Below are 14895 nucleotides of genomic sequence, written 5' to 3'. Positions count from 1 at the left end.
GCAAAATAAATATAATTTTTCTTTATATACAAAGTTTTTCAAATGATTTTTAACTTTTCTTTAATATTCTGTCCAGGTTACGTTTATTTTCTCTATCTTTTATCGTCTCCCTTTTATCGAAAAGTTTTTTCCCTCTACCAAGCGCTATCAGCACCTTTGCTTTCCCTCGATCAGTGATATATAATTTTAAAGGAATAATTGTGTTACCTGCATCCTTTAACTTTTTTTCAAGTTTTTGCAATTCTTTTTTGTGCAAGAGCAATTTCCGTTCCCTTTTTGTCTTGTGATTATAAAAAGTCCCCAATTTATACTCATCAATCATCATATTAATAATGTATAATTCCCCATCAATAAACTGACAGAACGATTCTGTGATGGATGCTTTAGATGAACGTAAAGATTTTATCTCTGTACCCGTCAAAACCATGCCGGCTTCAAATTCTTCAAGAATTTCATATTCAAAGCGGGCTCTTTTATTTAGTATACTAACTGTTTTTTCAATCTTCATCATTTTAAAATTTCGTTAATGAAATATATAAAAAATACCATACGTTTAAAAACTTGACTATTATATTATTACAAATTACCCAAATTCTTTTCGTATTTTTGCGCCAAATTTACAAAACTATATGTTAACAGTATCTAACTTATCTTTACAATTCGGGAAAAGAGTTCTTTTTGACGAGGTAAATATTATGTTTACCAAAGGAAACTGCTACGGAATCATCGGAGCAAACGGTGCAGGAAAGTCTACATTCCTTAAAATATTAACAGGAAAGCAGGATCCGACAACAGGAAACGTATCTCTGGAGCCAGGGAAAAGAATGTCAGTTTTGGAGCAGGATCACTTTGCTTATGATCAGTTTACTGTTCTTGAAGCTGTTTTGAGAGGTAATAAAAAATTATACGAGATAAAAGAGGAAATGGATGCGTTATACGCAAAAGAAGATTTCTCTGATGAAGACGGAATTAAGGCCGGTGAACTGGGTGTAATCTATGATGAAATGGGAGGCTGGACTGCAGAATCTGATGCACAGACTATGCTTTCTAACGTAGGTGTAAAAGATGATATGCACTGGCAGATGATGAGTGAACTTGAGAACAAGGACAAAGTAAAGGTTCTTTTAGCTCAGGCACTTTTTGGAAATCCTGATGTATTGATTCTGGATGAACCTACGAATGACCTTGACATTGACACGATCTCTTGGTTGGAAGATTTCCTTGCAGACTATGAAAACACGGTAATCGTGGTTTCTCACGACCGTCACTTCCTTGATACGGTTTGTACTCATATCGGAGATTTAGATTATGCTAAACTTAACCTTTATACCGGTAACTACTCGTTCTGGTACCAGGCATCTCAGCTGGCAACAAGACAAAGAGCTCAGGCCAATAAGAAAGCTGAAGAAAAGAAAAAAGAACTTCAGGATTTCATTGCCCGATTCAGTTCTAACGTAGCTAAGGCAAAACAGGCTACTGCAAGAAAGAAGATGATCGACAAATTAAATATTGACGACATCAAGCCATCTTCAAGAAGGTACCCAGCTATCATTTTTGAAATGGAAAGAGAAGCCGGAGATCAGATTCTTGACGTAAAAGATCTTGAGAAAACAAAGGATGGTGAACTCTTATTCTCCAACATTGATTTAAATCTTAAGAAAGGTGATAAAGTAGCTGTTCTTTCCAAAAACTCTTTAGCTATTACAGAGTTCTTCGAAATATTAGCAGGAAATGTGGAAGCTGACAAAGGAACAGTTGCATGGGGCGTTACCACAAACCAGTCTCACATGCCTTTAGACAATACAAAATTCTTCCAGGAAGATCAAAGCTTAGTAGATTGGTTAAGACAATTCACAAAGAATGATGAAGAGCGTCACGAAGAATTCGTAAGAGGATTTTTAGGAAGAATGCTTTTCTCAGGTGATGAAGCTTTAAAATCTTGTAAGGTACTTTCCGGAGGAGAAAAAATGAGATGTATGTTCAGTAGAATGATGCTTCAGAAAGCAAACGTTCTTCTATTAGATGAACCTACCAACCACCTGGATCTTGAAAGTATTACTACTTTGAACAACTCATTATCAAACTTCAAAGGAAATCTTTTATTGGCATCTCATGACCACGAAATGCTTTCAACAGTCTGTAACAGAATCATTGAATTGACTCCGTCTGGAATTATCGACAGAGAGATGACTTATGATGAATATCTTGCTGACAAAAAAGTAAAAGAATTAAGAGAGAAAATGTATTCTTAATCTGATACTCTACCAAAGTATATCAATAAAAACACCTCAAGGCAATGCTTTGAGGTGTTTTCGTTATAAACAATAAATAAAATAATTATCTTGTAAGCTTTGAAGTGGGAAGGCTAACAGTTCCCGGATCTTTCCATAATCCGTCTTTTTCAGCTCTTTTCTTGATCGCCTGAGCTCTTTTTTCACTATCCGGATGGGAGTTAAACATCTTCTCAAAACTGGACTGTGTACTTCCTTCTGAAAGTAAAGCCAATTTTTTAAAGGCAGTATAAGCTCCCACTACATCATATTTATTCGCTTTCATGAAATCATATGAATAGGTATCAGCTTCTGATTCTTGTTTTTTACTGTGAGAAGCATCTACAAATGCATTAGCCATTTTTCCGATCTGACTGTCATTAAGAGTAGCTACAGCTGATGAAGCTGATGAAGCAGCGTCTAAAGCAGCTGCCTTCAAATAAGCAGATTTCATCGCATCTTTGGTGTCCTGATTTTTAACGTGTCCTATTTCATGACCTATTACAGCCAGTAATTCATTATCCGTCATCACATCCATCAGGGAAGAAAATACCCGTACACTTCCGTCTGCACAGGCAAAAGCATTGATATCCTTAACCTTATATACTTTATAATTCAGATTCAGCCCGTCCTGAGATTTATGCTGTCCAAACAATTTGTTCAGTCTTACGGTATAAGGGTCTTTTGGGCCTGCTACAGTATTATTTTTATCCATCCAATCTACTGATTCTTTGGATAATTTGATAGCATCTTCATTGGTAAAGGTTAAAGCTTTTGCACCATTAGAAACAATTCCTGCAGCTTTACCAAGATTGATTTTTTGTGCATTAATTGAATTCATTGCCCCTAAGAATATCAGGCAAACTATAATTTTTTTCATAATCATTTTTTAATTTGGAGCACGAAGATAGCCCTTTTTTAACAATTATTAAGTCAAAACTTAGCTTCTGTTCTTTTCAGAATGCTATTTTTTTTCCCTATTTTTGTGAAATGAGTCAAAAATGGATTTACAAGCCCGAACCCGATGAGGAAGTTGTAGACAGACTAAGTTCGTCACTTGGTTTTGGTACTTTTGAATCTAAACTTCTCGTTCTAAGAGGAATTGACAATTATCAAAAGGCCAGAGAATTCTTCAAGCCGAACCTTACCGATATACACAGCCCATTTTTAATGGCAGATATGCAAAAAGCTGTAGAGCGTATTGCTACTGCAATTGAAAATGGTGAAAAAATACTGGTTTACGGTGACTATGATGTGGACGGAACCACGGCCGTTGCTCTGATGTATCTTTATCTCAGCAAAATTGTTGAGAAAAAATATTTAGACTATTATATTCCGGACAGAAACTCCGAAGGATATGGAATTTCTACTGAAGGCATTGATTTTGCCAAAGAGAATGGTTATTCACTCATTATTGCTCTGGACTGCGGAATCAAGGCACTTGATATGATCAGCTATGCCAGTAGTCTGGATATAGATTTTATTATTTGCGACCATCATCTTCCAGGCGAAGAAATTCCAAATGCTATTGCAGTACTTGATCCTAAAAGAAGTGACTGCAGATATCCTTTTAAAGAACTTTCAGGATGTGGTGTGGGCTTTAAACTTTGCCAGGGATTAAACACGATATACAAGCTTCCTGAAGCTGAATTATTTGAGCTTACAGATCTTCTTGCGATTTCTATTGCCGCAGATATTGTTTCTATGACAGGAGAAAACAGGGTTTTGGCAAAAATGGGATTAAAGGTTCTCAGAAAGACAAGAAATCTTGGATTAAGATTACTGATTCCTGAAGATAAGCTTTCTCATTTTGAAATTTCAAATATCGTATTTGAAATAGCCCCAAAAATCAATGCTGCAGGACGGATTTCACATGGTAAAGCAGCAGTTGAACTTATGGTTTCCGACAACCTGAAACACGCGAATCAGATTGTTAATGATATCATGGGTCTCAACGATGAAAGACGTGAACTGGACATGAATTCTACGCTTTCTGCCCTGAATCAGATTATAGAGTCCCAGCAGGAAACAAAACATACTACAATTGTCTACCATCCTGAATGGAATAAGGGAGTAATCGGTATTGTTGCATCCAGACTTATTGAAACGTATTATAAACCTACGCTGGTCTTTACGGATGGAAATAATGGTGAAATGGTGGCTTCTGCAAGATCTGTTTCTGACTTTGATGTCCATGAAGCCCTTGACCTGTGCTCGGAATACTTTTTGAAATTCGGAGGACATCATGCTGCTGCCGGACTTTCAATGGAGAAAAGCAAATTTGATGCATTTAAGGTAAAGTTTGAGCAGATTGTTTCTGAAAAAATTAGGGAACATCAGAAAGAACCTTCTATATCTATTGATACTGAAATCACAGTTGACGAAATCAACAGGGAGTTTATCAATTTCCACAGAAAACTGGCCCCTTTTGGGCCCCACAATATGAAACCTATTTTCACATTGACCAATCAGAAGCTTTCCGGATATGTAAAAACAATGGGTAAAGATAACAATCACCTGAAGTTCTACATCAAACAGGAATCTACAGGACGCAATATTGAATGTGTAGGCTTCAAACTTGGACAATTTGTTGAAGATTTTAAAAATAAAAATTTCGATCTTGCATTTACGTTGGAAGAAAACCACTGGAAAGGCAATGTCACTCATTATCTCAATATTAAGGATGTGAAATTCAGGGATTAACTAGTGCCCCTGTTATCATCATCTGCTTGCTAAACAAATGAAAAAAGTCGGTTTATTTTTCGGATCTTTTAATCCAATCCATATTGGACATCTTATTTTGGCTAATTATATTCTGGAAAATTCTGATATGGATGAGCTTTGGTTTATAGTCAGTCCACAAAACCCTTTCAAAGACAAAAAATCTTTACTGAAAGACCACAACAGACTGGACATGGTACAGCTTGCGGTAAAGAATTACCCGAATATGAGGGCTTCCAACGTAGAATTTTCTCTACCCAAGCCAAGCTATACTATTGACACCCTCACCTATCTTCATGAAAAGCACCCAGATTATTCTTTCAGTCTTATTATGGGTGAAGATAATCTGGAAAGTCTTCACAAATGGAAGAATTCTGATATGCTTATCAAAAATCATCACATCATTGTTTATCCAAGAGTGTTCGAAGATGAGAAAAAACATTCTGAATATTTACAGCATGAAAATATTTCTCTGATAAAAGCTCCTGTCATAGAATTGTCTGCGACAGAGATCCGTACTATGATTAAAGAAGGAAAGAATGTGAGACCGATGCTTCCCCCTGAAGTTTTTGAATATCTGGACGGAAGCAATTTCTATCACTAAGAGGCATGAGAAATGTTATCCGTTTATTTTTTCTGGTACTTGTACAATGTCATACCTTTACATTTCCTAAAGCTATGAACAAGGAAAGTAACTCATAGAAACACAGGACAGGCTCACATGCTATAACCAATGAAAATACAAAGTACTGTTTGAAAAGAATTATAAAAATTATTTTATCACATCCATGGACACGTATGACCTCTAAAGGCTATCCAGTCTAAAGCAAGATATCCGTAGCCATAACATAACGCTAATTATGAACTTCATCGAAAAATTTTTCTCAAAATATTCTCAGGAAAAAATCATTAAGTGGTTTAAACAGATCTGCGTAGCAGAAGCAATTACCTGTTTTCTTTTGTACGGGGTTGCGATGATCTGGAAAAGATATGACGATGAAGGTCTTCTTCCTACTATTTTCATTATTATTGTGGGAAATATCCACGGATTATTTTTTAGTCTTTATCTCTTATTTTGTCTGCCTGTAAGAAAAATTTTTAAGTGGGATGATGAAGACTTTGTGTTCGCATTATTAGCCGCTTTTTTCCCTTTTGCAACTATTTGGGTAGATAAAAAACTAGCCCGATTCGATAGAGAATAACATTTTTTTTTCATAAAATTTCATTTTTTACTGTAACAAAATTATTGTTACAGTTGTCTTATTATACAGAAAGGTAAAGAAATCATTTTTTTTGAATAAATTTTAACTACTGGAAATCAACGTTTTAAATTCATTTAAAAATATTTTTAAGTACTTTGTATTGCATGATACTAAATTTATTATATATCTTTGCAATGTAAAATAACAAACGATACAAGCTATTAAACTAAAAATAATAATCATGAAAACTCAAATTCTCATTGCAGCCCTACTTTTCAGCGGACTGATCACAGCCCAGCAGAAAAAAGACAGCTTGAAAGTAAATACTATTGAGGCAGTCAATATCAAGAAACAGGTTTTCAAAAAACAAGGTGACCGCCTGATTTATGATGTAGCATCCTCACCTATTGCCAAGGGAACCAATACATTCAACCTTTTGAAGCAAACTCCAATGATATCCAGTGTGGATGGAAAAACATTGAAGATTCTGGGAAAATCTGATGCTGTCATCTACATCAACAATAAGAAAACAAATATGGATGCTGAGGCATTGATTGAAATGCTAAAGTCCACTCCATCAGAAGATATTCAGAAAATTGAGGTCATTACCGTTCCGGGAAGTGAATTTCAGGTAGAATCTAAGGAAGGCGTTATTAATATTGTTATGAAAAAAAGCAAAAATAACGGCTATAATGGTACTCTGAAAATGCAGAATGAACAGGCTTATTATAACAATCCTTCTGCTGGAGCGTCTTTCAACTTCAGACAGGGAAAGTGGTCGGGAAATTCTAATTTCAGAACGGGAAGCTGGACTGAAAGACAAAGATATACATTGTCTAATGGTGATTCAACTTTCAAAAATGAGTCTTATGGATCTAATGATGACCCCAACAAAACAGTAGGAGGAGGTTTCAATCTTGATTATGAAATCAGTAAGAGACAAAGTATCGGATTTTCTTATAATATGAGATACAACAAAAGTTTCAATTCTATTCTGGATATTACCAACTTCCAAAATGGGATTTTAACAAACAGAACTGTAAATAATGAAGATGCACAGACCAGAAATCATTCTTTCAATTTAAATTATGAAATAAAGACAGATTCACTGGGCAGTAAGCTTACTTCTAATGTTTCCTACTTATGGTTCAACAGGGATAAAGTAAGTTTCAACGAAACTTTTCCTTTAAACAATGTAAAAGGTAATGATTATTCTGCCCTGCATCAGTCTGTACCCCAGATTATCAACAACTATGCGGCTAATATAGATTATCTGAAAAAGACTTCCAAAGGTGAAACATGGCTGATGGGGATTAGCTACAACCGAACCAACACTGATAATGATACGAAACAGGATAAATTTGAGGATAAAAATTTTGTAATAGATACTGCTCAGACGAACCATTTCATTTATAAAGAAAATATTCTGGGAATCTACCTAAACTACGAAAGAAAGCTGACAGAAAAGTTATTCGGAAAAATCGGAGCCCGTTATGAAATGACCAGAAGCACGGGAGATATCGTAGACAAAACCGGTTTTGAAAGAAATTATAATAACCTGCTGCCGTATCTTAATTTAAATTATGCAATCAGTTCAGACCATAACCTTAGCTATACTTTCTCCAGCAGAATCCGAAGACCAAGATTTTGGGAACTGAACCCTTCCAGAACTTACTTCACGCCAACCAATTATACACAGAACAATCCTTTTATACTGGCATCCAAATTTTATAATCAGGAACTGAATTATATGTATAAAAATGCATTCTATGCCAATCTGAGTTTTAATATGGTAGAAGATGCCGCCGCTTCTGATATGCTTCCTTTACAGGGAACTGTAACTGCTCCTGTAAAAGATGATAAAGGAAATTATATATATGATCCAGAAGGGAATAAAATCATGCAAACAACAAGATTCCTGAGATATATAAGAACCAATTATGGAAGTAACAGAGAACTTAGCCTAACTCTGGGAATGAACAAATCCTGGTTCAAAGACATCTGGACAACGAACTATTCTGTGAACCTGGGGTATGTAACCTTCAAAGGGGCAGTGTTGGAAGATCCTACTTCCAGACCTGGACCGGATGAAACGGAAGTAGTAGATTCTTATATCATTGACATTAAAAACTATAATATGTCTGCTACATTTAATAACACAATCAGGCTTTCCTCTAAAAAGGACTGGTTCTTAGGTGTTAATTACTTTTTTGCAAGCCAGACAGCCATGGAAGGTGGTATGATAGGAGCCAGACAGAGTTTTGACATCACTCTCAAAAAAATTATAGGCGACTGGACGGTTGTAGCAGAAGTTTACGACTTGTTTAATCAAAGCTTTTACAGTGTTAAAGGAGTACAGCCTAACGGAAAATTTAATAATATAACCAACTTCAACTATCCAAGATTACTAAATATCGGAGTTACCTATAATTTCGGAAATCAGAAACTGAAAAAAGCAAGGGAAATGAAATCAGCTAATGACGCTGTAAAATCAAGAACCTAATTTTTAAAGCCTCATATCACTTCACCACTCTTAAAAAAACAAACATGAAACGTATACTTTTGTCCATTGTAATCATATTCGGAACCTGCGCAGCAGCTCAGGAAAAGAAATCTGACACTGTAAAAACCAAAAGCATAGAAGGCATTACGCTTACGAAGCAGGTTTTCAAAAAGCAAAGCGACCGTTTTGTATATGATGTAGCAGCGTCTCCTGTAGCTAAAGGTAATACTACTTTTGATCTTCTAAAGCAGACTCCATTATTATCATCAACAGACGATAAAACATTAAAAATTGCAGGAAAAAATAATGCAATTATCTATATCAACGGAAGAAAAACGAATATGGATGCTGATTCTCTGGTTCAGTTTCTTAAAAATACTCCGGCAGAAAATATTCAGAAAATTGAAGTTATTACGGTTCCCGGAAGCGAGTTTCAGGTAGAATCTTCGGATGGGATCATCAATATCATTTTAAAGAAAAAGATGAGTGATGGCCTTAACGGAAATATGAGAATGTCTAATACTCAGAATAAATACAATGCAAGCCAGGCCAGCTTCTCTGCTAACTACAGAAAGGATAAACTGGGAATAAGCGCGAATGTAAGCGGCGGGGAAAATATTGAGCCACAAACTTATATTTTAAGAAACGGTACTGCAACTACCTCTAATGAATCTAAAGGTAACGTTGATGATCCGAATAAAAATATTGGCGGTTATCTGAATATCGATTATCAGATAAATGATAAAAGCAATCTTGCATTGTCCTATAATACATGGACCAATAAAAGCGATAACTCAACCGTAGATTTGTTTAATACGATCAGGACTGAAAAGGAAACAAAATATACCTGGTCCAAAAATAGAGAGAATACACGATCATACAATAATTCCCTGAATTTAAATTATGAATTAAAAACAGACTCTTTAGGCAGCAAACTGAATCTGAACGCAGCCTATCTTAACTACAGAAGGTTCCAGAATATTGACAATCAGACTTTTCTTTCAGATGTAAACATGGACGTAAAAAAAGGGACTATGCAGGTTTTACAAAGTCTCCCCCAGATCATTAATAATTTCTCCGGTATGGTGGATTATATTCAAAAGTTCAAAAATGATCTGACAGTTTCAGTAGGTGGAAATTATAATAAAACGAAAACAGATAACGATTCGAAAAATATTACTTATTCTTATGATCCTCTGTTGGCTCCTGATCCAAGGCCCAATCATTTTATCTATGATGAAAATATCTACGGTGCTTATGTAACCATAGAAAAGAAATTATCTGATAAAATTTCAGGAAAAGTTGGGGCCCGATATGAGATCACCAATAGTCTTGGAACTTCTGATAATGCACCTACGGAGGCACTTAAAAAGATTGAAAGAAATTATAATAATCTACTGCCCTATCTAAGTTTTAATTATGCTGTCAATGATAAGAACAATATCTCTTATTCCTTTTCAAGCAGAATGAGAAGGCCAAGCTTCTGGGAGCTGAATCCGGTAAGAAATATTCTGACTGAAGCCAATTATACACAAAACAACCCTTTCGTAAAGGCTTCTTCAACTTATAATCAGGAGCTTACTTATATGTACAAAAATTCATACTTCCTGATTTTAAATCATTCTTATATTCAGGATGCTATCACACAGGTTCCGTTACAGGGATATCCGGTATCGCCTGATGGTAAAGTAGGAGAAAATCCGGTATTAAGATATATCAGAACCAATTTTGGTAATAAGCAGGAAATGTCTGCAATGGTAGGTCTTCAGAAATCATTTTTCAAACAATACTGGACGACCAATTTCAATATCGGAGTCCAGCACAATATCAATAATGGAAGCCTTGACACGGATCCTACTACAGGCGATAAGTTCAGAAATGAGAAGGGGGAAGATATTGTTTATACCAATAAAACAAAATCTACCAGTCTTTTGATCCAGACCAATAATACCATTCGTCTTGATAAGAAGAAAAGCTGGTTCTTTGGGATCAATTATTACTTTGTAGACAAACAGCAGATTGAGCTTGGAACATTGAAAAGCTTAATGAGCTTAGACCTCAGCATCAAAAAGATGTGGAACGACTGGACTTTTGCGATCAATGCCAATGATATTTTAAATACCAATATCATCAAAATAGAAGATCAGCAGGATAACGGAAATTATAATTATATCCACCAAAACCGTTACAACAGAAATGTAATGATAAGCATGACCTACAACTTCGGAAACCAAAAGGTAAAAAAAGTGAGAGATATTGAAGGAGCATCTGACTCCATCAAAAACAGAACAAGATAAAAGTTATCATTCTTCATATTTAATTATTTTTATTACAAACCCGTTGATTGTTCAGCGGGTTTTTTATCTTTAATATCTATGAAAAAAAAAATATTTCTCACTTTTGTGTTTGCGAGCCTCTTTTTTCTATCCACAGCCTGTAAAGAGAAAAAGGTAAGCCTTGGCAATACTATCAGCTTTGATAAGGAAGAGAACATCCGTTATGGCAATGCTCCTGAGCAGAGTATGGACCTTTATATACCTCATCAAAAATCTGATAATAACAGAAATGTATTTATCATTATTCATGGCGGCGGCTGGCGTGGCGGAAACAAATCTCAACTCACCTTATTCACGCTTAGTATGATGCAGAGGTTTCCTGATGATATTTTTGTCAATATGAATTACAGACTGGCTTCCACTACTCAATACGCCATTCCAAATCAGATGATTGATATCCAAAGTGCCATAGCTTTTATCGAAAGGAAGCTGAATTACAACCCCCGGTTGATTCTTCTGGGAAATAGTGCGGGCGGACATCTTTCTATGATGTATGCTTATCATTTTGATGCAGATAAAAAGGTAAAAGCAGTGATCAATATTGTAGGCCCTTCTGATCTTTCAGATCCCGGCTTTGCAACATATGAAGATTATCCTTTTGTGGAAAAGCATCTGATTGATCCTAATATACTTCCTTCAGAGACCTCAGCTATTGATTTTGGAAGTCCGGTACACTGGATAACCAAAACCTCACCCCCTACTCTCTCTTATTATGGAAAAACGGACCGCGTTATCCCTCTTACACAGGAAAAAATATTAGATTCAGCGTTAGTTAATAATAATGTGATGCATGAATCATATGAGTTTAACGGAGGTCATCTGGATTGGGACAAAATTCCAAATAGAAAATTTCTGATAGACCAAATTGAAAAATTCATCCAACGTATTGATAAAAAATAACACGCCTTAATTCGTTAAAGCGTGCTACCTTTTGTATCTATAACTTATCTATTCAGATTTTGCAATTTCAGTCTTTTCAGACATTCCGCTGGCATTGAAAGCCTCAATCTGGAAATAATAAGCATCTGTTCTGTCTGCCCCTGTAAAGAAATATTCGTTTTTACCATATACCATAATACTTCCATATAATTTATCCGGAGATTTTCCCCAATAGATCACATATCCATCTGCTTCGGGATTCTGCTGCCATTTCATCCATATACTCCTTCTTTCACCGTACTTCTTAGGATCAGCTCTTAAAGGTACAAATCCTTCCACTTTTTTAGGTTTCTCACCTCCTCCTTTTCCGAAGACTCTGAAACCACTCAAAGCAAATTTTCCTGTAGGCATTTTCAGATTTTCCATTTTAAGGAACCTTGCAGTGACAGGCTTTTCAAGTTCAACATAATCATGGGGAACATCTTTTGTATTTTTGCTTTTATCAACAATTACATTCCATTTCTTCCCATCATTTGAACCATAAATTTTATACTGATGCATTTTCCCTAATGTTTTCCCCATGAATTCAGCATCCTGATCTGCATAGTTTATCTGGATAGCATTGATAGTGGACGCCTCACCAAGATCTGTCTGAAACCATTCTCCTGAATTTCCTGTTTTTGCACTCCAGTACGTTTTGATATCTTCATCCACCGCATAGTTTGGCTGATATCCTCCCAAAGTAGAAGAAACCTGAACGGGTTTGTTATAATTCAGCAGCATCCATCCTGCAAAAAGTCCTTTGGCAAAGTCTTTTCCCTGTGCATACTGCGGAAGGTAAGTAGGATAGTCTCCATACGCTGTATTACAGTACATTACATCATCTTTATCAAACCCTGCCGGCCAGATTCCCAGTCGTCTTTCGAAATTATTTTTAGTAGAAATAAAAATGGTTGAAACGTGCCACCAGTTTTTGTAATTATCTTCAAAAGTGGCCCCATGCCCGGCTCCTCTTGCAAAACCTCCCGGTTTATAAGAAAACGGATTGTGCTGCTGATATTCAAATCCTTCTAAAGGGCTTTTACTCACATATACCCCATCAGAATAGCCACTAAACTCAGTAGCCGGTGCTCCGTACTGCATATAATATTTATTGTTGTGCTTGGTCACCCATGCTCCTTCTACAAAGGGCTGCAGAAAAACGTTGTCATTATATTCCCCGAATCTCTCCCAGCCATGATCTTCTGGTTTTAACCTAAGAATTGGCTTTACGAAGCCTTCAGACTGCAATGTTTTGGTTTTCACTTCAGTTCCCAGCAATGGCCACTCATTACTTGAGCCCCAATACAGGTAAAGTTTATCTTTATCTTCATCGTAATGAAATGCCGGGTCCCATGCTCCTACTTTCAAAGTATCTACAGCTATTTTCCAGTCATCCTTAGTAGGGTTAGTACTTTTCCAGATCGGAAAATCCTGCTCCCAGGTAGAACCGTAAACGTATAATGTATCTTTCATTGCCCACACTGCCGGAGCATTAAGGTCATGGATATATTTTTTATCTCTGAGGAATTTTCTTTTTACAAACTTCCAGTCCAGCATATCATCACTGTACCAATATCCTTCCTGATTGGTTGAGAAAAGGAAAAGTTTATTTTTAAAATTGACAATCACCGGATCTGCTGTAGCACGATGTTTTCCCTGTGTGGAAAAAACTTCAAAAGGTGTATATCCATAATCGATGTTGATTGGATTACAGAAGGTTTTCTGCTGTGCTCCTACAATCATTCCAAAAAAAATTGCTAATGATAAAAAGTATTGTCTCATTTTCAGATTTTAAAAATTAAGACAAAGTTAGCTAACTTTTTTTGGTTTTCTAAATCCATACTCTATCAGTGGGGGACAGATATAAAAAACTGTAAAAACTTCAGGAGATCCTATAAAAAAACTTCTGAATTTATAAATAAAGTCAGAAGTTTAAATTTTTAATTGAGAATGATTATTTTTTCGGAAGAAAAACCTCAGCAAGCATGCATCTTGCACTTCCTCCTCCGTTTACTTCAATAGTATTCAGGTCAGAATAAATAATTTCGCAATATTTTTCAATAGCAGCTACCTGCCCAGATGTCAAAGACTTATAAGCAGTCTGGCTCATTACCAGAAATTTTTCACCGTCTTTATTTTGAACCTGAAGCATATTTCCAGCAAACTGCTGCATCTGCTCTTCAGAAATTTCGATAATTTCCTTTCCTGAACTCTTGATCGTTTCGATTATCTTTTCTCTTTCCAATTCATCATCAATACAATCAAGACAGATGACAACAAACTTATCTGCCACACACATCATTACATTGGTATGGTAAATAGGAAGTCTTTCTGTTCCCACAGTTTGATAAGAATGGAAAACAACTGGCGTAAAACCATATTTTTCACAGAATTCTCTGAACAGATTTTCATCCAGCCTTAAAGAAACTGAACCATAAGCAATTTTCTGATCGTGGTCAAAAATCATGCTTCCTGTTCCTTCCAGAAAATGTCCCTGCGTTTCAGAAAAAGACCAGTCATCAATTTCAGTAACTTCAAATCCCTGATCTTTGATACTTTCAATGATATCATCTCGTCTTTCCACTCTTCTGTTTGACGCAAACATAGGGTACAAAACCACTTTTCCGTCTTTATGGAAGCTTACCCAGTTATTTGGGAAAATGGAATCAGGTGTATGAGGGTCCAGGGTATCTTTTATAGTGATTACATTAATTCCTCTGCCTCTCAGGTTCCCGACAAAAGTATTGAACTCTGCCAAAGCTTTTGACTGAATATCTGAACCGGCCTGTTCTACCTGAAAGTAATTATTTTTCGCTGTCTCTGCGTTGTAACCGAATGCAATCGGCTCTATCATTAATACTGTATCTGTTGTTTGCATTGTTTTTAAGTTTGAGGGTGTTAATATATGAAGGTTTGAGAGTATACTTCTTATAACCTTTATA

Annotated in this window: 11 protein-coding genes; 7 read left to right on the top strand and 4 right to left on the bottom strand. The window is 35.9% G+C overall.

Going from position 1 to position 14895, the window contains the following annotated elements:
• Positions 1–49 precede the first annotated feature (49 nt).
• Positions 50–508: an SsrA-binding protein SmpB gene (gene smpB / locus LF887_RS02115; protein ID WP_236859461.1), complete on the bottom strand. Its 459-nt coding sequence runs from the start codon at positions 506–508 to the stop codon at positions 50–52.
• Positions 509–629: 121 nt separating this feature from the next.
• Between smpB and LF887_RS02110 the strand changes: the two genes are divergently transcribed.
• The gene (locus LF887_RS02110; protein WP_236857168.1) at positions 630–2252 is read left to right on the top strand and encodes an ABC-F family ATP-binding cassette domain-containing protein; all 1623 of its coding nucleotides are present in this window, start codon (positions 630–632) and stop codon (positions 2250–2252) included.
• Positions 2253–2337: 85 nt separating this feature from the next.
• Here the strand turns inward: LF887_RS02110 and LF887_RS02105 are convergent, their stop codons facing one another.
• Complete coding sequence (locus tag LF887_RS02105) at positions 2338–3150, bottom strand: M48 family metallopeptidase (protein WP_236857167.1); 813 nt, start codon at positions 3148–3150, stop codon at positions 2338–2340.
• Positions 3151–3260: 110 nt separating this feature from the next.
• Between LF887_RS02105 and recJ the strand changes: the two genes are divergently transcribed.
• The 6 genes from recJ to LF887_RS02075 all read left to right on the top strand — a co-directional run bounded on the left by recJ (position 3261) and on the right by LF887_RS02075 (position 11932).
• Entirely contained in the window at positions 3261–4973 is a 1713-nt protein-coding gene (recJ, locus tag LF887_RS02100; protein WP_236857166.1) for a single-stranded-DNA-specific exonuclease RecJ, read from the top strand.
• Between the two features lie 37 nt (positions 4974–5010).
• Complete coding sequence (nadD, locus tag LF887_RS02095; protein ID WP_236857165.1) at positions 5011–5595, top strand: nicotinate (nicotinamide) nucleotide adenylyltransferase; 585 nt, start codon at positions 5011–5013, stop codon at positions 5593–5595.
• A 256-nt stretch (positions 5596–5851) separates the two neighbouring features.
• Positions 5852–6193 (top strand): DUF3817 domain-containing protein, encoded by a 342-nt coding sequence (locus tag LF887_RS02090; RefSeq protein ID WP_236857164.1) that lies wholly within the window; start codon positions 5852–5854, stop codon positions 6191–6193.
• Between the two features lie 241 nt (positions 6194–6434).
• The gene (locus LF887_RS02085; RefSeq protein WP_236857163.1) at positions 6435–8696 is read left to right on the top strand and encodes an outer membrane beta-barrel family protein; all 2262 of its coding nucleotides are present in this window, start codon (positions 6435–6437) and stop codon (positions 8694–8696) included.
• Between the two features lie 44 nt (positions 8697–8740).
• Entirely contained in the window at positions 8741–10993 is a 2253-nt protein-coding gene (locus tag LF887_RS02080) for a TonB-dependent receptor domain-containing protein (protein WP_236857162.1), read from the top strand.
• Between the two features lie 78 nt (positions 10994–11071).
• Entirely contained in the window at positions 11072–11932 is an 861-nt protein-coding gene (locus tag LF887_RS02075; RefSeq protein ID WP_236857161.1) for an alpha/beta hydrolase, read from the top strand.
• A gap of 48 nt (positions 11933–11980) precedes the next feature.
• On the opposite strand, the gene LF887_RS02070 is transcribed toward LF887_RS02075, so the two are convergent.
• Both LF887_RS02070 and ctlX read right to left on the bottom strand, forming a co-directional pair.
• Positions 11981–13735, bottom strand: coding sequence for a discoidin domain-containing protein (locus LF887_RS02070; protein ID WP_236857160.1), 1755 nt, complete (start codon positions 13733–13735; stop codon positions 11981–11983).
• Between the two features lie 172 nt (positions 13736–13907).
• Positions 13908–14831 carry a citrulline utilization hydrolase CtlX gene (ctlX, locus tag LF887_RS02065; RefSeq protein WP_236857159.1) on the bottom strand — a complete coding sequence of 308 codons (924 nt, stop codon included), beginning with the start codon at positions 14829–14831 and terminating at the stop codon, positions 13908–13910.
• Between the last annotated feature and the right edge of the window lie 64 nt (positions 14832–14895).

This window comes from Chryseobacterium sp. MEBOG06 (assembly GCF_021869765.1).
Classification (GTDB): domain Bacteria; phylum Bacteroidota; class Bacteroidia; order Flavobacteriales; family Weeksellaceae; genus Chryseobacterium.
Note: the sequence above shows the minus strand (reverse complement) of the source record. Positions and strands in the feature narration are given on the sequence as shown.

What these genes read in the sequence shown, in the direction of transcription:
- smpB (WP_236859461.1), bottom strand. Translation starts at nt 508, where the DNA reads ATGAAGATTGAAAAAACAGTTAGTATACTAAATAAAAGAGCCCGCTTT.
- LF887_RS02110 (WP_236857168.1), top strand. Translation starts at nt 630, where the DNA reads ATGTTAACAGTATCTAACTTATCTTTACAATTCGGGAAAAGAGTTCTT.
- LF887_RS02105 (WP_236857167.1), bottom strand. Translation starts at nt 3,150, where the DNA reads ATGAAAAAAATTATAGTTTGCCTGATATTCTTAGGGGCAATGAATTCA.
- recJ (WP_236857166.1), top strand. Translation starts at nt 3,261, where the DNA reads ATGAGTCAAAAATGGATTTACAAGCCCGAACCCGATGAGGAAGTTGTA.
- nadD (WP_236857165.1), top strand. Translation starts at nt 5,011, where the DNA reads ATGAAAAAAGTCGGTTTATTTTTCGGATCTTTTAATCCAATCCATATT.
- LF887_RS02090 (WP_236857164.1), top strand. Translation starts at nt 5,852, where the DNA reads ATGAACTTCATCGAAAAATTTTTCTCAAAATATTCTCAGGAAAAAATC.
- LF887_RS02085 (WP_236857163.1), top strand. Translation starts at nt 6,435, where the DNA reads ATGAAAACTCAAATTCTCATTGCAGCCCTACTTTTCAGCGGACTGATC.
- LF887_RS02080 (WP_236857162.1), top strand. Translation starts at nt 8,741, where the DNA reads ATGAAACGTATACTTTTGTCCATTGTAATCATATTCGGAACCTGCGCA.
- LF887_RS02075 (WP_236857161.1), top strand. Translation starts at nt 11,072, where the DNA reads ATGAAAAAAAAAATATTTCTCACTTTTGTGTTTGCGAGCCTCTTTTTT.
- LF887_RS02070 (WP_236857160.1), bottom strand. Translation starts at nt 13,735, where the DNA reads ATGAGACAATACTTTTTATCATTAGCAATTTTTTTTGGAATGATTGTA.
- ctlX (WP_236857159.1), bottom strand. Translation starts at nt 14,831, where the DNA reads ATGCAAACAACAGATACAGTATTAATGATAGAGCCGATTGCATTCGGT.